This window comes from Natrialba chahannaoensis JCM 10990 (assembly GCF_000337135.1).
GTDB lineage: Archaea > Halobacteriota > Halobacteria > Halobacteriales > Natrialbaceae > Natrialba > Natrialba chahannaoensis.
This window is the reverse complement of sequence record NZ_AOIN01000056.1, coordinates 106,598-131,894: the sequence shown is the minus strand read 5'-3', so window position 1 is coordinate 131,894 and position 25,297 is coordinate 106,598. Positions and strand designations below refer to the sequence as shown.

Annotated in this window: 23 protein-coding genes, 1 tRNA gene and 1 pseudogene; 12 read left to right on the top strand and 13 right to left on the bottom strand. The window is 59.6% G+C overall.

Features of this window, described 5'->3' with window-relative positions; translation table 11 throughout:
• Nucleotides 1-829 precede the first annotated feature (829 nt).
• The 6 genes from C482_RS21125 to glmS all read right to left on the bottom strand — a co-directional run bounded on the left by C482_RS21125 (nt 830) and on the right by glmS (nt 7,972).
• Nucleotides 830-2,152, bottom strand: coding sequence for a hypothetical protein (locus C482_RS21125; RefSeq protein ID WP_152421993.1), 1,323 nt, complete (start codon nt 2,150-2,152; stop codon nt 830-832).
• A gap of 361 nt (nt 2,153-2,513) precedes the next feature.
• On the bottom strand, nt 2,514-3,557 hold the full coding sequence (citE, locus tag C482_RS09595; RefSeq protein WP_006167382.1) for an L-malyl-CoA/beta-methylmalyl-CoA lyase: 1,044 nt from the start codon (nt 3,555-3,557) through the stop codon (nt 2,514-2,516).
• A 69-nt stretch (nt 3,558-3,626) separates the two neighbouring features.
• Entirely contained in the window at nt 3,627-4,766 is a 1,140-nt protein-coding gene (gene mch / locus C482_RS09590) for a 2-methylfumaryl-CoA hydratase (protein WP_006167381.1), read from the bottom strand.
• The gene (locus C482_RS09585) at nt 4,759-6,039 is read right to left on the bottom strand and encodes a methylaspartate ammonia-lyase (RefSeq protein WP_006167379.1); all 1,281 of its coding nucleotides are present in this window, start codon (nt 6,037-6,039) and stop codon (nt 4,759-4,761) included. The genes mch and C482_RS09585 overlap by 8 nt, the downstream gene beginning before the upstream one ends.
• 30 nt (nt 6,040-6,069) lie before the next feature.
• Nucleotides 6,070-7,509 carry a methylaspartate mutase subunit E gene (locus tag C482_RS09580; RefSeq protein ID WP_006167377.1) on the bottom strand — a complete coding sequence of 480 codons (1,440 nt, stop codon included), beginning with the start codon at nt 7,507-7,509 and terminating at the stop codon, nt 6,070-6,072.
• Nucleotides 7,510-7,516: 7 nt separating this feature from the next.
• Nucleotides 7,517-7,972 (bottom strand): methylaspartate mutase subunit S, encoded by a 456-nt coding sequence (gene glmS / locus C482_RS09575; RefSeq protein WP_049896606.1) that lies wholly within the window; start codon nt 7,970-7,972, stop codon nt 7,517-7,519.
• 136 nt (nt 7,973-8,108) lie between these two features.
• Between glmS and mct the strand changes: the two genes are divergently transcribed.
• The gene (mct, locus tag C482_RS09570) at nt 8,109-9,296 is read left to right on the top strand and encodes a succinyl-CoA:mesaconate CoA-transferase (RefSeq protein WP_006167373.1); all 1,188 of its coding nucleotides are present in this window, start codon (nt 8,109-8,111) and stop codon (nt 9,294-9,296) included.
• A gap of 164 nt (nt 9,297-9,460) precedes the next feature.
• A pseudogene (locus tag C482_RS09565) lies at nt 9,461-10,255 on the top strand (class I SAM-dependent methyltransferase).
• A gap of 63 nt (nt 10,256-10,318) precedes the next feature.
• On the opposite strand, the gene C482_RS09560 reads toward C482_RS09565, so the two are convergent.
• Nucleotides 10,319-10,792, bottom strand: a complete 474-nt coding sequence (locus C482_RS09560; RefSeq protein WP_006167370.1) for a GNAT family N-acetyltransferase — start codon at nt 10,790-10,792, stop codon at nt 10,319-10,321.
• A gap of 164 nt (nt 10,793-10,956) precedes the next feature.
• Between C482_RS09560 and C482_RS09555 the strand changes: the two genes are divergently transcribed.
• From C482_RS09555 to C482_RS09520, 8 genes are all read left to right on the top strand, one after another.
• Nucleotides 10,957-11,283, top strand: a complete 327-nt coding sequence (locus tag C482_RS09555; protein WP_006167369.1) for a DUF5785 family protein — start codon at nt 10,957-10,959, stop codon at nt 11,281-11,283.
• 145 nt (nt 11,284-11,428) lie between these two features.
• Entirely contained in the window at nt 11,429-12,193 is a 765-nt protein-coding gene (locus C482_RS09550; RefSeq protein WP_006167367.1) for a GTP cyclohydrolase III, read from the top strand.
• A 139-nt stretch (nt 12,194-12,332) separates the two neighbouring features.
• On the top strand, nt 12,333-12,971 hold the full coding sequence (locus C482_RS09545) for a CBS domain-containing protein (RefSeq protein WP_006167365.1): 639 nt from the start codon (nt 12,333-12,335) through the stop codon (nt 12,969-12,971).
• Nucleotides 12,972-13,172: 201 nt separating this feature from the next.
• A complete protein-coding gene (locus C482_RS09540; RefSeq protein WP_049896605.1) occupies nt 13,173-14,384 on the top strand; it encodes a phosphoglycerate kinase in 1,212 nt (403 codons plus the stop codon).
• On the top strand, nt 14,362-14,943 hold the full coding sequence (locus C482_RS09535; RefSeq protein WP_006167363.1) for a GNAT family N-acetyltransferase: 582 nt from the start codon (nt 14,362-14,364) through the stop codon (nt 14,941-14,943). The genes C482_RS09540 and C482_RS09535 overlap by 23 nt, the downstream gene beginning before the upstream one ends.
• A gap of 97 nt (nt 14,944-15,040) precedes the next feature.
• Nucleotides 15,041-15,114, top strand: a tRNA-Thr gene (locus C482_RS09530).
• Nucleotides 15,115-16,134: 1,020 nt separating this feature from the next.
• Entirely contained in the window at nt 16,135-17,103 is a 969-nt protein-coding gene (locus tag C482_RS09525; RefSeq protein WP_006167362.1) for a methyl-accepting chemotaxis protein, read from the top strand.
• A gap of 255 nt (nt 17,104-17,358) precedes the next feature.
• On the top strand, nt 17,359-17,643 hold the full coding sequence (locus tag C482_RS09520) for a HalOD1 output domain-containing protein (protein WP_006167361.1): 285 nt from the start codon (nt 17,359-17,361) through the stop codon (nt 17,641-17,643).
• A gap of 39 nt (nt 17,644-17,682) precedes the next feature.
• On the opposite strand, the gene C482_RS09515 is transcribed toward C482_RS09520, so the two are convergent.
• Nucleotides 17,683-18,120, bottom strand: a complete 438-nt coding sequence (locus tag C482_RS09515) for an acyl-CoA thioesterase (RefSeq protein WP_006167360.1) — start codon at nt 18,118-18,120, stop codon at nt 17,683-17,685.
• A gap of 87 nt (nt 18,121-18,207) precedes the next feature.
• On the bottom strand, nt 18,208-18,960 hold the full coding sequence (locus tag C482_RS09510) for a ribonuclease H-like domain-containing protein (RefSeq protein WP_049896619.1): 753 nt from the start codon (nt 18,958-18,960) through the stop codon (nt 18,208-18,210).
• Between the two features lie 141 nt (nt 18,961-19,101).
• On the opposite strand from C482_RS09510, the gene C482_RS09505 reads away from it, so the two are divergent.
• Nucleotides 19,102-20,106 carry a DUF7547 family protein gene (locus C482_RS09505; RefSeq protein WP_006167358.1) on the top strand — a complete coding sequence of 335 codons (1,005 nt, stop codon included), beginning with the start codon at nt 19,102-19,104 and terminating at the stop codon, nt 20,104-20,106.
• Here C482_RS09505 and C482_RS09500 read toward each other — a convergent pair whose 3' ends face one another.
• The 3 genes from C482_RS09500 to hflX form a co-directional block, all read right to left on the bottom strand.
• On the bottom strand, nt 20,107-20,466 hold the full coding sequence (locus tag C482_RS09500; protein WP_006167357.1) for a hypothetical protein: 360 nt from the start codon (nt 20,464-20,466) through the stop codon (nt 20,107-20,109). It lies immediately after the preceding gene.
• Nucleotides 20,463-21,617, bottom strand: a complete 1,155-nt coding sequence (locus C482_RS09495) for a thiolase family protein (RefSeq protein ID WP_006167356.1) — start codon at nt 21,615-21,617, stop codon at nt 20,463-20,465. The genes C482_RS09500 and C482_RS09495 overlap by 4 nt, the downstream gene beginning before the upstream one ends.
• A gap of 148 nt (nt 21,618-21,765) precedes the next feature.
• On the bottom strand, nt 21,766-23,067 hold the full coding sequence (hflX, locus tag C482_RS09490; protein WP_006167355.1) for a GTPase HflX: 1,302 nt from the start codon (nt 23,065-23,067) through the stop codon (nt 21,766-21,768).
• 607 nt (nt 23,068-23,674) lie between these two features.
• Here hflX and C482_RS09485 point away from each other — a divergent pair.
• Nucleotides 23,675-24,004, top strand: a complete 330-nt coding sequence (locus C482_RS09485; protein ID WP_006167354.1) for an FUN14 domain-containing protein — start codon at nt 23,675-23,677, stop codon at nt 24,002-24,004.
• A gap of 153 nt (nt 24,005-24,157) precedes the next feature.
• Here the strand turns inward: C482_RS09485 and C482_RS09480 are convergent, their stop codons facing one another.
• Complete coding sequence (locus tag C482_RS09480; protein ID WP_006167353.1) at nt 24,158-25,051, bottom strand: acyl-CoA thioester hydrolase/BAAT C-terminal domain-containing protein; 894 nt, start codon at nt 25,049-25,051, stop codon at nt 24,158-24,160.
• Nucleotides 25,052-25,297: the final 246 nt, after the last annotated feature.

The window sequence follows — 25,297 nt, the reverse complement described above, 5'->3', positions numbered from 1 at the left end:
CAGGTGGTTCAAATCCCATCCCCACCGCTTTTGCGACGAACAATACGTGAGGAGCAAAGCGGATACGTTGGGATTTGAATCAGGGAGGAGCTTTGCTCCGACCGTGGTTCAAATCCCATCCCCACCGCTTTCTCGCGATTATAGGGCTCCCAGATACCTGCTTGGTGATCTTCGAATTACTCTTACCCAAATGATTGACCCAACGTGATGAATTCATACAACGACGTCTCAGGAGTTCTGTTGAATCACTAGACGCCGTCGGATAGGTCGCTAAATCAAAGGAGTTGAAATGAGAAGATCGGTTGCCTACGACACAAATCTTCCGCTTCACTGGTGGGATTGTGCCGATTCCTCGGGTTGTTACCGGTTATGGAGACGAAACCCCGTCCTGGAAGGTGGCGGTGGATTCGCCTCAACCACCAACAGCACTTTTAGCCATCGTCATTATTCTCTAGTGAAACGGGGAAATTTTGGAATAGAGCATCCGCCGTTTCCCGCTTTACCTTCCTAGATTTGACGGCCAAAGTCCGCACAGTCTGGCGATTCGCCAGACCCCTATAGCTAATCATCTCCTGATTTATCATGTGATTCCCCATTGCGATCATTGATAACGATCCCAATAATAGAAATTATCATCCCGAAATATACAAACCCCCAATGTATCTCATTTGGGAAAAGAGCCCCTATAAGAGACATCTGAAGCCCAAATATCACTAACTTCAATCCTTTCATATTATGTTAAAAGTACTGTTTTTGTAATTTGATTATTTGAGGTGGCCTAGTATGCAGCAAGCGTATCCGAAGTTTTCCTTCCATATCTCTGGCGTACTTATCCTCCCGGATAGCAACCACAATATGTAGCAAGCGTATCCGTGACATCGTCCGCCTCATCGGGGTTGCGGTTCCAATACGGCGGTGAACGATATGGCCTAAGAGGCTTATCCCATCTCGGACTCACTGTAACATCAACTATGTCTTTCCCACAGGTACAATCGCCTTCTACTTCACCTGTGCTATAGGATTGGAACTGTGCGATAGTTCGACCGGCTGATGTGGTTGGGCGAAGACTCACATAATGCGCAGCGACCCCTGTGCTTGTGTCAGAGGTCTCTTCAAGAGTGTTTGCGCTTTCACTAATAGAATAATTAGCTCCAATAGAACTATCAGTGATAGACCCACCGAATGTGACTTGTGTACCATCATCGATTTCGTTTTGAGGGGCAACATCACCCGCACCAATATTACTCCCACTTCCCCAGTCTACTTCAATCTCGCAATTCCTATTCCGGTATTCTGCACTTGCAGTACGGCAGTAATCACTGTCGTCCCTGTTATTACAAAGGTTATAGCCAGAATTCATCTTCACCTCTGCACGAACTGCATATTGATCACTTTCGTCAGGAATCCCACGGACCTCATGCATTCGCTTGATGTTTCCATAATGAGGTTGTTCCGACCAAAGAGAAACATCGACACCGTTACCTGGCAAGTGTCGTAGATCATCCCAATCATAATCGAAATCATTAGTATTGCTAGATGTTACCTGAGACTGCTTCATACGGCTTTGTTTATCAAGCGTCTCAGATAACATCTCATCAGCGATATCAGCAGCGCGTTTCTCATTCAATCCAACGTCTTCTTTCGCATCTTCATCATTTGATAAAACAGTTGACGAGATAGACTCCACATAATTCTCAGAAACATGCCCGTGTTCACCAATTACCAAATTATACCCCACCAAATCAACATTGCCAGAGAGATTATCAAGGCGTTTGAGACCGTATTCACTTAATTCACCATCATTGAGATATTTTTCAATCGCGTTTGCACGTCCTTTTTCAATCTCCTTTTTTGATAGAGGGGTTTGTTTTGAACCTCGCAGTCGCACTGTTGTTTCCAAGCCATTATTTGCAACCGCAGATCCTGAAATAAGACCGTAAGTCACTAATGCTGACGATGACGCAAGTAGTGACCGTCGACTAACACCTGAACGCTTCATACCCAATTTGTCTCTTGTCTTCTTCGGCATTTCAAGCAACCATTTATTGTATTGGTATTTAATACTATTGGATGTGATTTTGGGTATGGTATAGATTGAAATTCTATACCCGACAGTCGGAAATACACAACCGATCTGATTGATGCTAAGCAATATAACGGTGAACAGGATGAATGCGACGAGGAACTCGCCGGAGCGAGTTCGAGCGAGTTCCGAATTGTAGAACGGTGTCTCACGAGTGTAGAGGTTTTCCAGTTACAATGACCATACCAGATTCGGTCGGAGCCATCGATCACCTGAAGTGTTTTCGCTTCGCGCTTTGGGCACGATCGTGCTGTCCAGATCGTTCTCGTTGCAGGATTAGCCGGCCTCGCCGTGCTCCTCGGCTGTACGTTGCTAGCGTGGTACGAAATCAACGTTACCAGCCCCAACACCAGCGCGTAGAAAAACGAACTCCCGAAGAACGGTCGTTCTGTCGACGCTATACACCGCGACCGGAGGCGCGAGAAGTGTGCTACCGGTAGGACAACTCGAGTTCCCGCGCGCGCTCCAGCAGTGCGTCGTCGTAGTGTTCCTCCGTCTGGGCGGGCCGCGTCTCGTCGATGGCGCGGACCTGCTGGATCGTGTTACGGAAGACCTTGAACGTGGCTTCGTCGACCATCTGGCCGTCGAGCGTCACGGCACCGGTGCCCTCGCGTTTGGCCTCGTTGAATCGTTCGATCTTGCTCACGTCGCGCTCGAGTTCCTCGGATGTCGGCATGTGTATCGTGTTGGCCTGGATGGTCTGCTTGGGATAGAGCGACCAGGAGCCGTCGAGACCGAGGTGCGCTTCGTGTTCGACCTGATCCGCGTAGGCGTCGGCGTTGTAGTAGGTCAGCCCGGCGCGTTCTTTGAACAGGTCGTCGAACGGGCCGCCGATCGAGAGTAAGTCGCCGGCGCTGGCTTCGTTCGAGAGCTCCTCGAGAAGGCCGTCCCAGCGCGGGCGACCGTCACCGAGGTCGCGGCCGCCGAGTTCGGCGGTGTAGTCGACGGGACCGAAAACGAGCGCAGTGAGTCGGGAGTCCTCGCCGAATTTTGCGATCTTCCGGAGATCGGACTTCGCGCGTCCCGTCTCGATGATGATCGAAAGACCGATCGAACCGTCGGGATAGCCGTGTTCGGATTCGGCCTCGGCGACAACCTCGGCGGCGCGTTTCACGTCCTCGAGTCGGCCGACCTTGGGGACGACGACGCCCTCGATTTCGTCGCCGAGTTCGGCGACGAGCTGGTCGATCTGGTTCCGCCCTTTCTCACGATACACTTCATCCTCGTAGCTCCACTCGACGCGGGGCCAGATTTCGCCGGGGAAGTCGTACTCGGGCACGCGGTCGATGGTGTTCTCCAGGCCTTCGGCTTTCATATCGGGTGCGGTGCCGTCCTCTAAGTCGGGGACGAGCCAGTCGGGTGCTTGGAAGCCCTCGGCTGCGAGGCCGGAGACGAGGTACTTCGCCGAGTCGTCTTTGGGAACGGCGGCCGGTGCGGTCTGGAAGGTTCGGCAGAGTCGGATGTCGTCGGTCATGTTTGGTTTGAGGTGTGTCGTCTGGTGTGGTTGCGTGTCGTCTGTTGGAAGCGTGGTCGCACGGACTCGTTAGGCTGTTCGCTTCTGGATTTCCGCTGTTCTGGTCCCCGAGTAGACGGGTTCGTCGTCCTGGTTGAACGCGATGTGTTCGAACCGGACCGTACCCGCTGCGTCGGTGGACGCATCGTCTTCAGCGGCAAGGACGCGCGTGAACGCGTAGACGGTGTCGCCGGCCGCGACGAACGTGTGGAACTGCTCGTCGTCGAAGCCGACCTCGCGCCAGGTCTGTTCGTCCGAGCGCGCGTGGCCGAGCGCGGTCGAGCGGGTCACATCGCCGTAGGTGACGATATCACCCGACGGCGAGTCTGCCATCACGTCGATATTGTGGTGTTGCTTGGCCGTATTCAGCGTCGCGAGCGGCAGGGAGGCGACGGTTACGTCGTCCTGTGTGCGCCCGCGCTCGTGGCGATAGGCAACTGCGGCGTTCTCGTCGTCGACCGTCTCGAGTGCCTCGACGAAATCCTCGAAGTAGCCGCCGTCGGGGGTGACGAACGTTTCGGGGAGCGTCGGTTCGTCGTCTTCCTCGTCTGATTCCGCCGTGGCAGCGCCGCCGTCCGTCGCAACCGGCTCTCGCCGCGGAATCATGTTCGTCCGTTCGTACGAGCAGAGCACGTCACCCGTCTGGGCGTCCGTGCCGCGTGTGCGCCACGTCACGATCCCGAATTCGGGCCGGGAACCCGAGGTCGCCGTCGAGACGACCTCGCTTTCGACGTGGAGTTCGGTGCCCGCGTAGACCGGCGTGCCGGGGAACCGGACGTCTGTCCGGCCGAGGAAGTAGCCCCCCTTCTCGCTCAGGTCTTCGACGGTGATGCCGAGTGTGGCAGCGGTGAGATAGTCCGGGTGGATCGGCGGTTCGTCGAAGCCGCGCTCCGCGGCGGCGTCCGTGCGCCAGTAGGCCGGATCGTGATTGAGCGTCTGGCTCAGCCACGACTCGTTGCCCCAGCGGGTGAGCGTGAGTCCGGGGTCGTGCTCGAGGAGGTCGCCTTCCGCGAAATCCTCGAAGTAGTTCCCCTTCTCCTTCGTCTCGACCTGCTCGAGTGCCTGTGCGAACGTGTCGGGATCGGTCCAGTCAATCGGTCGCGGTTCGGGTTGCTCTCTGCTCCCGGTATCGGTGTCGGTGTCGGACTCCCGTTGTGATTCCCTAGTCATCTGCAGTGATTTCGTCAGTCTCTGTCTCTGTGGTCTGCTCACGGTTCCGGCGGGCGATGGTCCGTCGCATCTCGTTTTCGACGATCATGTAGCCCTCGTCGAACCCCATGCCGGGCTTTGCGAGCACCTGTGCGGCATCCGTCGCGATCGCGACGTGTGCGCAGGCGCGTGCGGACGTTTCCGTTTCGTTGCAGGTCCCGCCGAGATAGGCGCGGGTCTCGGTGCCCTCACAGTACCGAACGGCCTGTCCGCTGCGGTGGATCCCACCGAGGTCGGGCGTCTTGATCTGTACGACGTCGGCCGCGCCGGCGTCGACGAACGCCTGCACGTCCTCGAAGGTGTTACACCACTCGTCGGCGACGATGTCGACGCCGACGCCGGCTTCTTGCAGTCCTGTGCGGAGTTCGACCATCGCCTCGATCTGTGCCTCGCGACTCCCCGCGTCCATCGGCCCCTCGATCTGAATCGGATACGGCGCGGCGGCCGTCTCGAGGGCCGCGAAGTAGTCAATCACCTCGTCGCGGTCGTAGGGTGCGCCGAACACCTCGCCGATCATGCCGTAGACGTCGATGTGGAATCGCGGCTCGTAACCATCGGGGCCGAGTTCCTGCGAGCGTTCGGTGAGCCACTCGACGTACTCGAGTAGCGTCTCTCCGTCTTCCCCAATCTTCTCGACGCTGTTGATCAGCGCGTGCGGGAGGACGGGGACGCCTTTGATAAACATCTTCTCGGTGTTGGCGTAGCGGTTGTCGCCGGACTGGCCGAAGACGGGCACCGGTTCGCTCGCAGGTTCCGTGCCGAGCGCGTCGGCGAGGACATCGGTCTGGCTCGTTCCCTGGGCTGTGGCCGCGGCGGCGAGCAGCGCCTGGGAGACGCCGTAGCGGATCGCGGTGTGGAGTCGATCGTCGCCGATCTCGAGGTCCTCAAGTAAGTCCGCGTTCGCGAGGAACTCGGTCGCGTTGCGTCCGGCAAGCGCCTCGGCGACAGGGCCCTCGACGACGGGGGCGTACTCCGCAGCCTGAAAGAGTGGATCGCGTCCGCCCGTGCCGGAGTACTGGACTGCGGCGCAGTCGCCGCGGTGAGTGGTTCCGTCGGCGAGTTCGATGTCGACGATGAGTGTCTCGCCAGCCTGGCGGATTTCCTCGAAGCCGTCGGTGATGGGCTCGCCGTCGTAGGTGAACCCGTCCTGTTCGGCACCCTGTTTGATCGCGCGTTGGTCGTCGAAGAAGAACCCGGAGTAACCGGGCGTCGCGTGGATGTCTGTAATCTGCATTTTCGATGTATGTGCGTCGTAGTCGTGTTCTTAGACGTCCCCCGCGTTTTGCGGGCGACCGATGAGTTTGCCGTCGCTGATCGCGTCGACGTCGTCTGCGACCATGCGGAACGACTGATCGCGGCCCTCGGTGTCCGCGCGCCGCGAGAGTCTGGCCTTGTGGATCTCCTTGATGTCGTCGTCCATCGCGAGGTCGGCCCACTCGAAGATGCGGACGCGACCGTCGTCGTCGCGAGCCGGGAGGACCGCTCCTCGCGCGCTGTCACTCGGTGCGAACGGCACGTCGAGCGCCCCGGAGTCGAACGCCTTGATGGTTCCCTGGACGACATCGCCGTCGCCGTGCTCGAAGATGGTGTCCATCAGACACCGGGTCTCGCGCTCGATCAGATCTTGTTCCTCCGCGATGCCGTCAATGGCGATCTCCTGTTCGATCGCCATATCGATGACCTGGCGCGTCGTGCGCAGGCCTGAGGCGTTCGCTTCCTTCGTCGGCACACCCTGGAACTCCTGGGGCGACTTCGTGATGACCTTGTCTGGCTGTGCAATCGCGGCCGTCATTCCGCCGAGGCTGATCACGCCGTTGGCGCGGGCCTCGTCCGGCGGGAAGCCACCCATCCACTCGTGGAAAACGGTCGTGACGACGACCTCGTCGGGCAGGTACTCGTCGCCAAGCTTCTGGAGTGCGTTCAGGGCCGCAACGTCCTGCACGACGTTGCCGACCTGTCCGTAGCCGAGGGTGATCGAGCGCACGCCCTGCGTCGCAGCGAGCTGGCCCTCGACGATCATGATCGCGATCGCGATCGATGGCGGAACCAGCGTGCCGGTCAGGGGGCCGAACGGCTCGCGGTTGATCCGCACTCCGCGCTCCGTGTAGGCACCTGCGAGCCGGTCGACGAACTGCCACTTCTCGATGGTCTCCTCGAGTCCGTGGCGTTTCGTATACGGAATGTTGTAGGAGATCGGCCCGCCCTCGAAGCTCTGGAAGCCGCCAGCGAAGGTGATCGCCGCCAGCAAGCGCGCGTCGGGCGTGCCGTGGCGAACCTCGATCGGGGCGTCGATCGCCTCGATCAGATCCCGACAGCCCTCCACGCCGTGGTTGACCGCCGGAAACCCGTTGAGGGTGTCCTCGCCGGTCTCGCGGGCCTTCTCGAGTCCCTCCTGTGCCTTTCCGTACTCGTTATCGCGCGTGTACGAGTCGATCGTGGTTGGCAGGAGGTCCGCCTGTCCCGATTCGTGGAGGTACTCGAGTAGCTCGATCTGGTCGTCGAGTCGCGGGACGCCGGCTCGTGGCTGCAAGAGCGGCTTGTCCGCGGTCTCGAGGACGTCAGCGAAGTGTTTGTGGGCGGGCAGTGACTCGTGGTAGGCGATGGCTTCCTCGAAGTCGACTGCGTCCCCCGTCGGCCAGTCGGACCGGATTTCGTCGTCGATACGCCGTAGCTCGTCGGCTGGAATGCGTTCGTCTCGTATCATCGGGCCTCTATGAGCTGATGGTCGCGCGCTCGGCCTCCGTTGTCGTGATCTGGAGGTCCTGTCTGAGCGCAGCGATCGCCTCTTCGGGATCAGTTTCGGAGTCGAAGACCCGGTCGAAGCCGAGGTTTTCGAACGTTTCCCGCGTCTGCTCGAAGTCGTCCTGCCCGACAGCAAGGTTGCCGCCGATATAGGTGAGTGCATCGACACCCTGGTCGTCGAGCACGTCGTGGAATCCCTGGCAGTCCTGCTCGGCGTGTCCGTAGAGCGAGGAGACCAGTACGGCCTCAGCATCGTGTGCTACTGCGGCCTCGGCGAAGTCCTCCTGGGAGGTCTGGACGCCGAGGTTGATGACGTCGAAGCCAGCTGCACTGAATGCCTGCTCGAGGATCGTAATGCCGACGACGTGGGCGTCAGAGCCGATCACGCCGAGGACGACCGTTTGGGACATCGTATGCAGAACCATGATGGACTTCGGTATAAAGTTAATGATCTTCCATGATAATATTCCTTAAACACCTTAACAGCCCCTCAATGTCACAAGTCCACACCTACATGATCAATGGTAAAGGTTTAGATATCGGTATCGCAACGACACCACCATGGGCGCACTCTCGAATCTGCGCGTGCTGGATCTGACGCAGGTCCTCGCGGGCCCGTACTGTACGATGTTACTCGCGGACATGGGTGCCGACGTGGTCAAGATCGAACGACCCGGTGGCGACCTCATCCGCTCGAACCCGCCGTTCGTCGACGACCCTGGGGAAGAGGCCTACGGCGGTTACTTCCAGAGCGTCAACCGCGGCAAGCGCAGCATCGAACTCGATTTCAACGACGACGAGGACCGCGCGGACTTCCTCTCGCTGGTCGAGGAAGCCGACATCGTCGTCGAGAACTATCGCGCGGGTACGATGGAGAAGTACGATCTGGGTTACGAAACGCTCACCGAGTACAACCCGCAACTGATCTACTCCTCGATCCGTGGCTTCGGCGATCCGCGCACGGGCGAGACGGACCGACAGGGCCAGCCTTCCTTCGACCTCATCGCGCAGGCGCTCGGCGGCGTCATGGAGATCACCGGCCAGGAGGACGGGCCGCCGACGAAGGTCGGTCCCGGCATCGGCGACCTTTTCACGGCCACGCTGAACTGTATCGGCATCCTCGCCGCGGTCAATCACCGCGAACAGACTGGCGAGGGCCAGTACGTCGACACCGGCATGTACGACTCCATGCTCAGCCTGACCGAGCGCGCCATCTACCAGCAGTCCTACACCGGTGAGGCTCCCTCCAGACGGGGAAACTCCCACCCGACGCTGTTCCCTTACGACGCGTTCGAAACCGCGGACGGCCACGCCGTCATCGCCGCCTTCGGAACCAACCACTGGAACGAAGTCTGCGACACGATGGGCCGCGAGGACCTTGCCGAGACGTACTCCACCGCCGCAGAGCGCCTCGAAAATCGGGTGTCGCTGCGCGAGGAAATCGCCGACTGGGCCAGCGGACTGACCAACGACGAACTCGTGGGTGCACTCGAGGGCCGGGTCCCTGTCGCGCCAGTCCAGACCACTGAGGAGATTTTCGAGGATCCACACGTCGAAACGCGAGAGATGCTCGTGCCGGTGGAACAGCCGGGAACGGACGAAGAAGTGGAGATTGCGGGCTCGCCAATTAAAATGACCGAGACGCCGCCGCAGCCGCGCGGCCGCGCGCCGTTGCTCGACGAGCACCGCGAGGAAGTGCTCGGCTCGGATGAGACGACGACGGATGCCGAGCAGGCGGCCGACGACTAGCTGACAACGGTAACAGACTGGCAACGACGACAGACTGGAAACGACAACAGACTGGCAACGGCCACAGCTTGGGCCTGATGCCCGGTTTTCAGTTTCCTGGTTTGATTCTGTTCCATGTTGACACACATGACTACTGATACGTAAGGCGCGCCCTTGCTCCGGATATGTCACCACGCGACTGCACGGACACTGAGTGGGACAGCACCTCCTACGACGGAGACCACTCGTTCGTCTTCGAATACGGTGAGGACATCGTCGACCTGCTGGAGCCAGCGCCGGACGAACGAATCCTCGACCTCGGCTGTGGGACCGGCCACCTGACCAACCAGATCGCCCGAAGCGGCGCTGACATCGTCGGACTCGACGCCTCCGCAGAGATGCTCGCCGAGGCCCGCGAGCGCTATCCCGACCGCGAGTTCGTCCGCGCAGACGCGCGCGAGTTCGCCTTCGAGACTGACTTCGACGCTGTCTTCTCGAACGCAGCACTGCACTGGATTCCCGAACAGGACGCTGTTCTCGACTCCGTCGCGGCGTCGCTGCGACCGGGCGGCCGGTTCGTCGCCGAACTCGGTGGCGTCGGCAACGTGCAGTCAATCGTTGACGCGGTACGCGCGGCCGCTAGCGAACACGGCTACGAGGTCGACTCCCCGTGGTACTTTCCAAGCGTCGGCGAGTACGCGACCGTACTCGAGTCCAACGGCTTCGAGGTCCGGTATGCGACGCTGTTCGAGGTCGACGGAACTCGACGGCAGAGCGGACGGGTTGGCCTCGTGGCTTGCGATGTTTGGTGATAGGCTACTCGCGACGGTGCCAGAAGGCGAACGCATATGATTGCGGTGGTCGAGTACCGACTTCGCGACGAGTACTTCGTCGGTGGGACGTGGATCGCGGACTACCGTCGGCTTCGTGTCGTTGCTGTTCAGCCGTCCGCAGCACAATCCGTTTCGCGAGCCGAGTAGTTGAGCCGATTGAGACGCATCCTCATCGGCGTCAGACCGTCTACGCTACGGGAAGAAACCGCGTCACTCCAGTGGCTCCGCGTAATCGACCTGCTTCTGTCGGAAGCCCACCTCACGGTAGAAGCGACGCGCATCCTCGTTGTGCCACTCACAGGACTCCTTCAGATGGTCACAGCCGCGATCGCGGGCCAGCGCTCGCACGCGCTCGATAACCCGCGAGCCGTGGCCCTGATTCCGATGTGTCTCGTCAATCGCGAGGTTCACGATACGGAGATACTTCGAGTAGCGCCGCGACGGGTGAGAGCCCTCACGAAGCGTGACGAAGCCGATAGTGGTGTCTTCGTGGACGATCAGATAGTCGGTGATCGACTCGTCGTCGAGATGCGCCCGAAAGCCGTCGTCAGGAACGTCATCGAGGGCGGTGTACTCGAGTTCATTCAGTTCATCGTAGGGTTCCATCGCCGTTGCGAGTGCGTACCAGCGTGTAACGAGGTCGTCGAGGTCCTCTGCGTTGGCTTCGACAAGTTCTGTAGTCATACGCCGAGTGGGTGGCGTTCGTTCTTGAACGTGTGGACGGTATGGTTCGGGTTCACAATGCTCTGTGTCTTCCACGTGTGTACTGCTCCTTGCCGTTGGGGAGGCGAGCGGCAAGCGCCGCGAATAAGGTAACCCTTTTGCGGGACCCACACACACGTCCGAGTATGAGTTCGGACTGGCCACACGACCCTGACGGGGAGGAAGGCAGCGAGGGGATGCGCAAGTACGACATGGCGATCATCGCCAAGAAGGTCGACGAGGAGGAGGACTTCCCACTCGAGCGAGACGAGTTCGTCGCGGAGTACGGCGACGACCCAATTCGGGTCAACTACCAGCGAGTCGTTTCACTCAGCGACATCTTCGAGTACGTCGATCAGTCGGAGTTCGAGACGATTACGGACATGCACAAGGCAGTCGGTGCGGCGATGCGCGAGGGTGACTTCTGGGAGTACCACCCGAAGGGAGCCAACCCGGAGAAGAAGCGCGCCTGAGTGCGGTCTCTGTTCTGTCTCTGTTCCTGTTTGCGTTCAGCAGCCAGCTTCCTGCGCTGATTGACAGCCCCATGATACCATAGGGCACATCACGAATCTGGATTACGTATCACTTATACGACGGTGGCCGAAATCTTCGGGCACCGTGACTAACACGCAGGTAACGCTCGTTCAGATCGACAACTACGGACCGTGGACCGTGACGCCGGAGCCGCGACGCGAGGCCGACCTCCAGACGTTGCAATCTCGCCTCTATGCCGACATCTCTCAGTTCGTCGGCAACCGCGGCGGCTACACCTTCTTCACTCGCTTCGACAACATCATCGCGGTGACCAACGGGCTGTCGATGGACGACCACGAACTCCTCCAGGAGTCCGTCGGCAACCGGTATCCCGTGACGCTCAGTCTCGGCGTCGCGACGGGAACCACTCCCGTGCAGGCGCTCGCCGATGCAACCGCGCTGGTCCAGGAAGCCGGCAGTGCACAGGACAAAAGCCGCCGAGAGTGTCTCGACGGCCGGACGATCGACGACGGCCACCGAACCACCGACGACGTCCAGATCGCTCACTTCGACGTCATCGACGCGACCGGCAACTACACCGACGAGCTCAACGCGTTCGACACGTTCATCGAGATCGAACAGGGCTATGCCGAACTCATGCGCCACATGCGTCGCGCCCACAACAGTCTCTCCTTCTTCGTCGGCGGCGACAATATTATCGTCGCCTGTCCCGACCTCACCGAGGGTGACTACGAGGACGCCATCTACCACGTCGAAGAGGCCGTTGACGTCGAACTCCAGGTCGGCGTCGGCCGCGGCGAGAACGCCCACGACGCTGGCTTCGACGCAAAGCACGCACTCGAGACGTGTCGGGCTGACGGGACGCGTGTTGAACTCGAGTGGGAGTAAGAACAGGTCAAAGCGAGAGTAGCGGCTATTGTGAACGACAGTAGTCGGTTGGTCTGTCCCGCAAGCACAGAACTTCGCCGGCTGGCTGCTTAAGTGTAGTGGAGGTAGTTTTTAGCCCGACCACGCGGTTCATTCACATATGGAATCAGAACTGTCGGTCAGGGACGTCTTGACGAGCGAATACGTCGGTGTGAGCGAGTCGGACACTGTTCAAGGTGCAGTTTCACTAATGCGTGCAGAACAGACGGGCTGTGTGCTCGTCGTCCGTGGCTCCGATCCGGTCGGAATCATGACCGAATGGGACGTGCTCGGCCTCGTCGAGAACGGAGGTGACCCGGCGGAGACGACTGTCGGCGAAATCATGACCGCACCGGTGATTACAGTCGAACCGACGCAGTCGGTGCCGGACGCGGCGACGATCATGGCTCGCGAGAGCATCCGGAATCTCGTCGTCGACAGCAATGACGAGGTGCTGGGGCTCGTCACCCAGCGCGATATCATCGCTGCTGCGGGCTCGTTCCAGCCGACGACGCAGTCTCGGACCCGTACTCAGTCGGACAACACAGCGGCCAGCGGGCTCTCCGAACAGGAGCCCGCCGACGAGCGGCTTGCAGCCATGCCGCTCACTGGGACCGATCGCGAGCCACAGGACCAGATTCAGCCAAACGGCGGCGACGAGTACTCGACGCAGGGGGTCTGTGAGACCTGCGGCTCGCTCGCGGACGAACTCTGGGATTCGAACGGCCAACTCGTCTGTTCGGACTGTCGGAGCGTATAGCGAGAGATGGATTCGGCACCTGGTTGCGATTTCTGGCAGGTCCGACAGTTCGCCGCCTCCATTTTGTTCGCACTTACACTCACACTCTCCTTCACACACTCGCACTCGCATTCATGTTCACGTTCGTGTTGATGAATCAGCAGACGGAGACTATCTCTCCGATAGAAAGACCTTTCGGGTGCCGCGGTGGACTGGTCGACAATGATCGATACCCTCGACGACCTCGACGTCGAAGGGACAACCGTCGGCGTTCGCGTCGACGTCAACAGTCCGATCGACGACGAGTCGCTCGCCGACGATGCCCGACTCCGCGCACACGTCGATACGCTCTCGGAACTCCTAGAGCGTGGCGGTCGGGTCGCCGTCCTCGCCCACCAGGGCCGTCCCGGCGGCAACGATTTCGTCTCGCTCGCGCCACACGCCGATCGACTGTCTGTCCTGCTCGATCGCCCCGTCGAGTACGTCGATGCCACCTTCACCGATGCCGCACGCGAGGCCGTCCGCTCGCTCGACAACGGCGAGTGCGTCGTCCTCGAGAACACTCGCTTCTACAGCGAGGAGTACATGGAGTTCGACCCCGAACGCGCCGCTCGTACGCATCTCGTCGAAGGGCTTGCACCCGTCCTTGACGCCTACGTTAACGACGCCTTCGCCGCAGCACACCGTTCACAGCCCTCACTGGTCGGCTTTCCAACCGTGCTCCCGGGCTATGCGGGTCGTGTCATGGAGTCCGAACTCGATGTCCTCGGATCGATTGAGGCGACACCCGAGCCGCGAGTCTACGTCATCGGCGGCGCGAAGGTCCCCGACTCGATCGATGTCGCCTGGAGCGTACTCGAGAAGGGCCTTGCAGATCACGTGCTCACGGCCGGCGTCGTCGGCAACGTCTTCCTCATCGCCGACGAGGTCGACCTCGGTGATTCGAGTTCGGATTTTATCTACAATCAGGGCTACTGGGACGAAATCGACCGCGCACAGGACCTGCTCGACGCCTACGGCGACCGTATCGCGCTCCCACGCGACGTGGCTGTCGAGCGCGATGGTGACCGCCACGAGATCGCTGTCAACGCGCTTCCGCCACGAGACGGTGAGGCTGCGATGGACATCGGTCACTCGACGCTCGCCTACTACGAACGGATACTCGAGGACGCCGGGACAGTGATCCTCAACGGTCCTGCCGGTGTCTTCGAAGATGAGACGTTCGAAACGGGGACGAAGGAACTCTACGGCGCAGCCACGTCGGTGCCGATGAGTATCGTCGGCGGTGGGGACACCGCCTCGGCACTGCGCCAACTCGGTGTCGAGGGCTTCTCACACGTCAGCACCGGCGGCGGTGCCGCGCTTCGGATGCTCACTGCCGAACCACTGCCTGCCGTGACCGCACTCGAGAATGGCCCCCGAGCTAACGATTGAGCACGCCACGACAGACGACATCGACGCGGTCACCGACCTCTGGGTTCAGTTAGCCCACGGACAGCGCGAACACGATGCTGCCGTCCGTGCCGAAGCCAACCGCGAGATGATGCGCGAGACGCTCGCTGCACACCGTGTTTCTGATGGGCTGCTCGTTGCACGGCTCGCTGTAGACGACAATGGTGGTGAGCAGGGCAGTGACAGTAGCAGTAACCGTAACCGTAACACATCCACAACCAGTCCCACCAAAACCATCGTTGGCTTTGCCTCGTTCTCACTCGAGCGCGGCAGCCTCGAACTCGACCGAACCCGCGGCCTACTCTCGAACCTCTACGTCGTGCCAGCCTATCGCGGCCAAGGAATTGGTTCGAAACTCCTCGCCGCTGCGGCGAGTGAACTCCAGAACCAGGGTGCGGACGTGCTGTTGCTCGAGGTGATGGCCAAAAACGATGCTGCACGGCGATTCTACCGCTCACATGGATTCGAGCCGTACCGTATTGGGATGCAACGCTCACTCACGGGAGATTACGACGAACACGACAGTCAGGAGACTTCCTGAACTCGAATCGAGTGCTAACTATCCACACGGGGGGATGCCACCAACGGAAACCGAAAACGATACACACTCAAAGGAGGACCCCTAACCAACGGACAGCGCCAGGGGAGCATGGGCGGTTCATGCACTCGACTTGTAATCGAGACTTCCGGGGTTCAAATCCCCGCCCTGGCTCTCTCAGATTTTTGAACGAGCCTAAGCAAACGCCCGGTATTACCGGGTTGTTTGGGATTTTCGACACACCCGATAGAGCCACCTGAAATTCACATGTTTCGATAGCGACGGCTAACAGGGCGTTGTGGCATGAGTGGGCGTTCCTGCGAGGGATCTCCACACGACGGTACCCTCCAGTACATCACCGAGCGCCCCAAGCCCAAGCCCGAGAAGCAAGCCGAAGACATCGTTGTTCGGCCTTGATTTGCTCACGAGAACAACCCGAACGCCAGCCCCAAGCAACTACCCTGGCTAGCCACCGTCGATCCCAGCTATCTCGAGGCGGCCAAGGCGACCGTCGGACAGAAAAGGTGTTCGAGCATCACTCATACTCCACAGTGATTGCTTCGAACCAAACCGATGATGTCGAATTGATTGAACAGATTCTCAGCAAAGATGGATTCGAGTTTTCGTTGTTCCCTGACAATTCGGTCTCCGTTCGCTGTAAGCAACTGACTGCTGAGTTATGTATGTCTGTGGAGTAGCGACGCGTCTTGTCTGTCTCTCCTACAGTCGTGCATCTGTGTGGCTCTGAAAACGGAAGGCTGACCAGGGATCGAAGGCAGTTCAATATCAAGCCACATTCTCGACAGTAGATTATCCAATAGTGCTATCTCATGGCTATTGTTCAAACAAACCAGTACATTGATAGATGTGTGGGCTAATTAGTGCAGTGACAAGGAAGGCACCGTTACTCGTTGTTGCCAACACTACACCAACAATACTGACGGTACAACTTCCTTGTCAGTTTGGCCTGCCAGCAGTTCACCACTATCCTGCTGGCAACCATATTCTACGCATCTATTTCAGTATGATTACGGTGAGTATTACTCGATTTCTGGGTGTCGACGTAATTAATTTCTAGATCCAAGTAATAGTAACAAGCTCATATATGAGTTGTGAGCATTCAACCAATTCTACCTTCCATATCAACATATGTGGGCAGAACGTCTAATACGGCGGACTGTTTCGAAATCGAATGTGAGACAGGATTCTTTCGCAGATCAAGAACTCAGTGACGATCTCGACGCCGCAGCAAAGGGGAGCGTCGATACTGAAATCGAGTACGACAGCGACGCTGCAAGCGAGATGCAGGAATCGCTTGCGACGCTCGGCGAGAGTACCGTCGAAATTGGAGAACGTCTCGAGACGATTCACACCGAAGCCAACGAACAACATCAGGCGATCATGCAGGTCGCAGACGAGACGTCGAATCTGTCAGCGTCCGTCGAGGAGATCGCCTCCTCGGCTGAGGAAGTTTCTGCTGCCGGTGAATCCGCTCGCGATCTGGCCAAAGACGGACAGGAATCCGCATCCGAAATCGGGACGGCAATGAGCGAGATTCAGGACGCAGCGAACGACGTATCAACCGACGTAGCGACGATTCAGCGAAGCGTTGCTGAGATCGACAAGGTTGTCGAAGTGATCAACAACATCGCTGATCAGACGAACCTGCTCGCACTGAATGCCTCGATTGAGGCCGCCCACGCGGACAAGGCCGGTGACGGCTTCGCCGTCGTCGCGAGCGAAGTCAAAACACTCGCAGAAGATTCTCAGGAGCGGGCCACCGAAATCGAACGCATGATCAACGATGTCGAGGAGAACACGGCGACTGCCGCCGAGAGCCTCGAAGAGAACAACGACCGAATCGAACGAGGAATCGAATCGGTCAATCAGGCAATCGACATTCTCGAAGAGATTCACGACACCGTCGACGAGGTTTCGGACGGGATCGCCGAAGTAGCCGAAGCAACCGACCAACAAGCCTCGAGTACCGAAGAAGTCGCAAGCATGGTGGACCAGACCGTCGCGAGCGCCGAAAACATCGCCGAGCAGACTGAAGAGATTGCAAGCGAGATCCACCAGCAGACGAATCAGGTCGAGAGCATCGACCAGACACTCGAGTACCTCGTTGATGACCTCGCCCCGTCACCGGCACCGTCGTCGTAATTGTAATTGTAATTGGGAAACCCGCCTCGATCCCAGCTCGCATACGGATCGGTGATTACGGTCACAATCGGTCCCTGCAACGGATATATCCACGCTTGAAGAGGTCCAATTCAGCTGAATGCGATTATATTTGGATAGAAATTGGGCGGGATAAATACACTAGTGCTCAGAACTGGTGTTTGGTGACCTCATGTGGTTAGCAAGATTGCATTGAGGCCAGTGGATTTATATATGGGCGAGGAAAGAGTCCGGGCAATGCTACTCTCAGTCGATCGTTCGGAGGCAACCGATTCGCAGTCGCCGAGTTTCGAAGTGATCGCCGCAGTCGCCGAACGTGAGGGTGTCGACCCAACCGATATCGAACCACCAGAGTACCAGGCATTATATGATGTCGTCAATCCAGAAGCGCTGGACTCGCTGTTCGCACCGCGACAGGACGGCTCCGATCGACTGCCAGGCCGAGTCGAGTTCGTTTTCAACGGCTATCAGATCGTCGTCGAAGGTAAGGGGGACGTTATTGTACGGGACGCTTCTGTCTGAACAGTGATTGTTACTCGGTCGATCGCTCCCGCCCGAGCGTTACTCGAGCTGGTACTGCTCGAGTTGGGTACGCCACGCGTCCGGGATTGGCCGAGACTGTTCGCTCTCGCGGTCGATAAATACCTGGACCGTGCTGGCGGTGGCGGCGCAAACTCCATCGGCACGGATCTCGTAGCGCATTGGCAGACTGGCCGTCCCGAGTTCACCGATAGCCAGCGCGATGATGACGGTCGCGTCGGCCTCGATCGGCCGTTCGTAGTTGAGTTCGACGTTGGCAAGAACGGTATCGAGATCGACGAGTGATGTTCCAAAGACATCCGTGAAGAACGCTTCGCGAGCCTGTTCGAGATATGTGGCGTACGTCGCGTTATTGACGTGGCCCATGAAATCGACATCCCGCAGTCGAACCTCGACTTCGACTTCGTAGTCGGCGTCGAACGACTCGTTCGCCTCTCGGTTGTCGCTATCTGGAGTCACGGTACCGGCTGACGAAGTCAACCACTGTAGCGTTGCTGGTTCAGGCTGCGTTTTCGGACACTCAGTTGTTGCGTTCCGCTACGGCTCTCAGGCCGTCCGTTGAACGGACTCGAAGACTTCCTCGTGGAGGCGTGTCGCAACGCGGTCCATTAGTGGCTCCATATTCTTCGTGTCGGCCCGATTGTACTCGACGAGCGTCTCGAGTGCCCCCTCGTCGCCGCGTTCGTACTCGTGCCAGAGTCGAACCGCGTCGCGGCCGCTAATATCGGGCATCTCACGCTCGATACCGAGGTCCTGTTCAATCGCCTTCAGGCCGCCGTCGAGGCCGACCTTCTTGCAGGGGTACATGAGATCGACGTGCGGCGTCGTCACGTCGACGTTGTAGCAGGTCTCGAGGAACGGCACGTCGAACCGCTGGCCGTTGAAGGTGACCAGCAGCGAGGCGGACTCGAGTTCGGCTGCGAGTCGGTCGCTCGTCAGATCGCGGTCCTTGACGAACGTCTTCGTTTCGCCGCCGCGGTGAAGGCTGACCGTCGTCACGTCGTTAGAGGTCGCGTCGAGGCCGGTGGTTTCGATGTCCAGAAAGCACGTCTTCTCACGGACGTTTTCGTAGAGTCGCCAGCGACTCGAGGCGGGGAGCGCCTCGGCGAACGGTGTGAGGTTTCCTTGCTCGAGGTGCTGTCGGCCGTCCGCGATGAAGTCCTCAATTCGATCGGCGAGTGTGTCACCGACGACGCTGCCGTCGAAGTCGTCCCAGTGGGTAATCCCGTGTTCCCAGAGGCGGCGCTCGGTCGTCTCGCCGACGCCACGGACCGGGATGAAACTATTCTCGATTCGCACACCAGTGGAGGGGACCGGTGGAAGGAAAAGCGCTTGGATCTGTCTGGGGGCTGCAGCGCGTGCCTCGCTCGGCAGGTAGAGGTCCTCTTCGACCGCCAACATGATGCCCGGATTTTCATACCGGGACCCCGTAGGATGCGTATGAGCGATCCCGACACCGGTCCCGACGCCGACGCTGGCTCCGGCGGACCGGAGCCGACGGACGACCTCGCCGATGCCGTCCGCGAACTCACGGAGACGATCGACGAACTCCGCGAGGAACTCGCGAACGGAAACGACACGCGACTGAGAACACCTCCACGACCCACATCACGTCTCCGACCGCCGACACCCGGCGAAGTGCTTTCCTTTACTGACAAGGTCGCGATCCCCGCTGCGATCACTGTCCTCGAGTCCAGCGTGCGTGCACTCGAGACGTTCCAGCGCGGACTCAAACTTGTTCGAACGGAACGCGAGGTCAGCGACCGAACGAGCGAGGCCGCAGAAGCAACGACCGAGCGCGCGACCGACCTCCGTCGGACGACGCTCTCACAGCTCGACACGGTCCTCTCACAGCTTCAACGTGCGGCTTCCTCCGGTGCGCTTCCGGCAGACGAGGACGCTCGTGACCTGCTCACTGAGGCGCGCGAGCTTCGAGACGAGGTCGATACCCGTTTGCGCGATGCGACAAGCGGACGTTCGGGTTCTGGGAGCGACACTAACGCGGCCGACACAGTCGACAGCGACAAACAGGATGCGGTCCGGATCGATATTACGGACGACGAATCGCCGCCAGAGACAGAGACTGACGGCAGTAACGACGATGGGACGGTCGACGTCAACTCACCGAGTGAGCCCGAGTCGACCGTCGACGTCGACGCCGAACTCGAGACGCTGCGGGACCGATACGGGTCCACCGACGAACCGAAAGCCGACGAGCAGTCTGCAGACGGTGAGGCTGCTTCGGACAATAGACAGGACGGACAGGACGGACAGGACGGACAGGACAGACAGGACGCCACCAGTGACAGCACCGACGGCAGCGCTGACACAGATCGGAGCCACAGCAGCAACGAGAACACCACCGGTGCAGGCGAAAGCAGCGACGACACTAACGGCACAGACGACAGCAACAACAACGACTCGCAAAACGGCAACGACCGCTGATTAGACCGGTTCGAACCGGTAGCCGTCCCACTCCTGACTCGCCGGCTCTCGGATTCCAGCTCCCGGCTCGCGCAGTTCGTCGACATGAACGGGCTGGACCTCGTCGCCCGTTTCGACATCACCGGTCGTGAGCTGACCGAGCGCGCGGACGATTTCCCCATCAATATCGAACTCGACGATCGCGAGATGATTCGGCTCACGGACGCCCGGCGGGGTCGCCATCGAGGTCGTCCAGGTGATCACCTCTGCGGTGTACTCACTCAGATCGACCGTCTCGACCGGCTCCGTTCCGCCCGGCCCGCGCGGATGACCGGGGTAGCTGATCGTACCGTCCTCGTACCGCGTCGCTTCCATCGTCATTGTGCTGCCTCCATGATGGTCGTAATCACACAGTTACCGAAGCCGCCGACGTTACAGCAGAGGCCAACCTCTGCCTCAACCTGACGGTCGCCCGCCTCGCCGACGAGTTGCTCGTAAATCTCGACGCCCTGTGCAACGCCACTCGCACCGAGCGGATGGCCCTTCGATTTGAGCCCACCCGAGGTGTTGATCGGTAGTTCACCGTCCCGTTCCGTCTCTCCTTCTTCGACCAGCTTCCAGGCCTCGCCGTGCTCGGCGAAGCCAAGCCCCTCCATCTGGAGGAACTCGAGTATGGTGAACATGTCGTGGAGTTCGGCCACGTCGATGTCGTCGGGGCCACGGCCGCTCATCTCGTAGGCCCCTTCGCCGCTTTCGACGACGCCGCCCATGATCGTCGGATCCTCGCGTTCGTGGACGACGTGGGTATCCGTCGCGCCGTCGATACCCGTGATGACGGCGTACTCATCCGTATACTCCTGTGCCACCGATTCGGGACAGAGCATGAGCGCCGCCGAGCCGTCCGTAATCGGACAGAAGTCGTACAGTCGGAGTGGGTCAGCGACGATGGGTGACTCGAGTACCGTCTCCAAGTCGACTTCTTTCTGGAACTGGGCGTGGGGGTTGTGGACGCCGTTCGCGTGATTCTTGACGGCGACCTTCCCGAGGCTTTCGCGAGGTGCGTCGAAGCGTTCCAGATAATGGCGTGCGGTCAGGCCCGCAAACGAGGGCAGCGTCACGCCCTGTTTGTATTCGACGGGGTGGGTTAGTGAGGCGATCACGTCGGTCGACTCGCCGGTCGTCCGGTGGGTCATTTTCTCCCCACCGACGAGCAGGGTCATGTCGCTTGCGCCGCTGGCGACAGACTGCCAGGCGGCGTAGATGCCTGCGCCGCCGCTCGAACTCGTCTGGTCGATTCGCTGGGTGTACGCTGGCGTCGCGTCGATGTCCTGAGCCAGCGCGTTCATGATGCCGGTCTGACCTTCGAACTCGCCGCTTGCCATGTTCGAGACGTACAGGTGCTCGACATCGGCCGCGTCGACGCCCGCGTCGCCGAGACAGGCAAGGCCGGCCTCCGCGAGGAGGTCCAGAATCCACCCGTCTCGTTGCCCGAACTGGGTCATCGACGAGCCGATCACAGCAACACGTTCCATATCCTACTGCACACAGGTCTGTGTTTTATAGGATTGGGATCCGTCGGTTGTCAGTCGCCGATCCCACGATCACCGAGTCGCCAAGCTACCGTCTGTTACCAGACGTGAGTACATGAAAGCAATACTGGCGTTGGCTGTGCCAGCACCGTCACGCCGAATCAGCCACGGTCGCCTGTAACTCGCTCGCGCGCGAGCGTGCCTGAGAGATCACGGCTGGCCGTGCTTCAAAGGAGACCAGTACGTCCTCGTCGCCGTAGGTCACGTCGTCGACGTGAGCATTGTCGTGAATCCACGACACGACGCTCATCGTCTCGTCTGCCATCGGGAGCATGAGTCGCTCTTCTTCCCAGTCTGGGAGTTCGTCGTCGATCCGATCGAGTAGCGCGTCGATGTTCAGCCCCTCCCGCGCGCTGACAGTGACCGGATTCGGCGCGAGCGCTGAGAGTGCCTCGCGCTTCTCCTCGAGTTCCGTCTCGTCGACGGCGTCGATCTTGTTGAGCACAGTGACGATCGGTGCCTCGTTGCGCTCGTAGAGGGTGTCGTGACTGGTGACGAGTTTTTCGTGGATGTCGTCCACGTCTTCGCTCACGTCGACGACGAGGAGGACGAGATCGGCACGGTAGACGGAATCGAGCGTCGACTTGAACGATTCGACCAGCCAGTGGGGGAGGTCGCTGATGAAGCCGACAGTGTCCGTTACGAGTACGTCCCGTGGTTCGATAGCGGCTCGCCGGGTCGTCGTCCCCAGCGTGGTGAACAGTTTGTCCTGGGATTCGGCGGTCGCGTCGAGATCCCGGTGGAGGTCCTCGTTCTCCTCGACATCCAGATCCTCCGCGAGCCGCCGCAGGAGTGTGGACTTGCCGGCGTTCGTGTAGCCCGCGAGCGCGACCAGGTCGAAGCCGGAATCGCGCCGGCGCTCCCGGCGGTGTTCTTCGGTCTGCTCGATGCGCTCGAGTTCGTCCTTGATCCGGCTGATCTGATTCTTGATGTCCTGCTCGCGACTCTCGTCGTACTCACCCAGGCCCATGAAGCCGGGGTGCTCGTCGCGCTTTGCGAGGCTGGTCTTGGCCTCGGCGCGCGGGAGTTCGTAGCGCAGTTCGGCGAGTTCGACCTGTAGCTGTGCCTTTCGCGTCTGGGCGCGCTGGCCGAAGATTTCGAGGATTAGCGTGAACCGGTCGATGACCTCGACGCCCTCGGGAAGCAGTTGGCCGAGGTTGTACGTCTGGTAGGGTCCGAGGCGATTGTCGAAGATGACGGTTGTGGCCTCGGTCGCTTCGACTACCTCGGCGAGCTCTTCCGCTTTCCCCTCGCCGAGTTGGAGTGCAGGATCAGCCCGGCGGGACTGGGTGACCTCGCCGGCGACGGTATACCCTGCTGCGGCTGCGAGGTCGGAAATCTCGGTCGTGTCTGGCGTTCCGGAGTCGACGCGCTTTGCGATGATTGCTCTCATGCGGGTTTGGGTGTGGGTTTTGTTTCGGAGTCGGATTCGGGGCCGGGTTCGGGTTCGGGTTCGAGTTCAAATGCAGACGAAGACGAGGACGAAGACGCAGGCTCGTATTCGAAGACAGACAGTTGCGTCGTGACTGCGAGCAGAAGGTCTGCAGAGACGCGACTGGTCGCGCATCGCAGTCTGCGTACTGTCTCGTGTGACTGCGGAGAGAACGGACGGTGTCGCCGCGGCGCTCGTAGTGGTTCCCCGTGCCGTCGCCTTCGCAACGCTGCCGGGATGCGATCAACCACGCTCGTCGTGCCGGTCCGCCACCTCCGTTAGACGATCCACAGCCATACTCGCGCGTACGGTTCCAAGCGCCTTGAATCCCGTGCTCGCCCCCACAAACTCCTCACGTCACCGCACCGATCACTTGCTGTTCCCGGTCCACCAGACCGAATCCGGCGCGCTCCACCCACCCCGCCGAATTTGGCGCACTCTCACCACTACCATCCCCTAATCTGCCGCACTCACACCGCCACGCCCAATCCACCACACCCAATCACCCCGCAACGAGACACTCACTCGATCATAACAGTCATTATTGGCGCTACGAATGCTCGCGGTAATGGTCTCTGTCGACCCTACGACGCTCGCACTCGAGTTCCTCGCCGGCGCGATTCTCGGTGGACTGCTTGGCTTTGCGACCAAACGAATCGCGAAGGTGCTCGCGATTATCTTTGGTGTGCAGCTGATGGTGTTTCGCTATCTCCAGTCCCAGGAAATTCTCATCGTCGACTGGGATCGCCTCTCGGCGGGGCTCGTGTCGACGGGTGAGGTGACGGCGGAGACCCACCAGGCCGGGATGGATGTCCACTGGCTCGAGTCGCTGCTCTCGGTTGGGACGATCGCAGTCGGCTTCACGAGCGGGTTTCTAATCGGCTACCACCGAGCATAGGCGGTTGGGACGAGTCGGTACGATGCATTTGTCTCGTTAGATTCTCTCGGCTCTGTTGAAATCCTTCAGCGCTGATACGAACTGCGTACTGAATACAGAGCGCGAATGTCGCAGGGGAGCAGCGAAAAAGCACTTCCACTAGAATCGTCCAATTCAGTGTGATTGTCTATTCCGTTCTCTGTCCCGGGCCGTATGTCCACGGCCTAAGAATTCGAGAGCCTTCCACCAGGCTGCTGCTGATGCCTGGGCGTTCGCCTTATTGGTCCCCCCAAACTGATGGTGAGTAGTCGGATCATCTGTCTCGTCGAATCGATACGGGACCCGGATAGCGTGACCTGCCTCGGAAAACGAGAGGTGTTCGAACCGCCACGGATGGTCGTGAGCATCAAGTCGGTCGGCTGCGCGGTTTGCCAATAGTGCCGACGGCCACACGGTGTCATTCCCTCCAGAAATGAGTAACACCGGACCGTCGATCTCTTCGACGGGAATCGCCGCCTGTTCTTTCTCGGTCTCCGTTGAGCGCTCTAACGCCAGCGTGGGAGCGTTCGGTTCCTTGACCCCGAGAGGTTCATCGATGCCATCCTCCTCGTAGACGTACGAATCAATCGGTAGATGTGTGAGCGGGTTCCCTTTGAGCGTCCACGTGGGCTGGTCTTCACCAACTCCGTCCATCCAGGACGGCGCAGGCCAGACGTAGCAACTCGGTACGTATGCGATTACGGCACCAACTGTGTCGAAATGAGAACCGGTCAATAGCGATGCCTCACCACCTCGAGAGAAGCCAATGACGCCTACTTGATCGCCCACGACTTCGGGGTGTTGGAGGAGCCAATCAGCGGCATTCCCGAACTCCTCCAGTGGCACCTCCAGAAGCGTGTCTCGAATACCAGATGCGCCGAAGTACTCAACGCACAACACCGTGTAACCATGCTCGGCGAGTAACGCGGCGTATGTCTGTTCGTATCCGCGCGCGCCACCGCCTCCATGAAGGACGAGTACACCTGGATGCGGACCTTCCCCGAGGCCGAGATAGAGTCGCCCGCTCACGTCACCCGTCCGTATCGTTGTGCCAGAAACGAAACTCCTATTCACAATGCTACTTCAACAAGAGTGATAATTAACTAACGGACATTCTTCGGATGACAAGGCATTTATGATTGTTCAGTGAAGGTGCGTCGCTCAAGGCTCTGAATGGTTCCTCGAAAGTAACAGCGACGTAAGCGAATCAGACAGAGTGGTAGTCGAACCATGAACTCGTCTGCTGACTGCAGCCTCTGGATGTTACACGCTTCT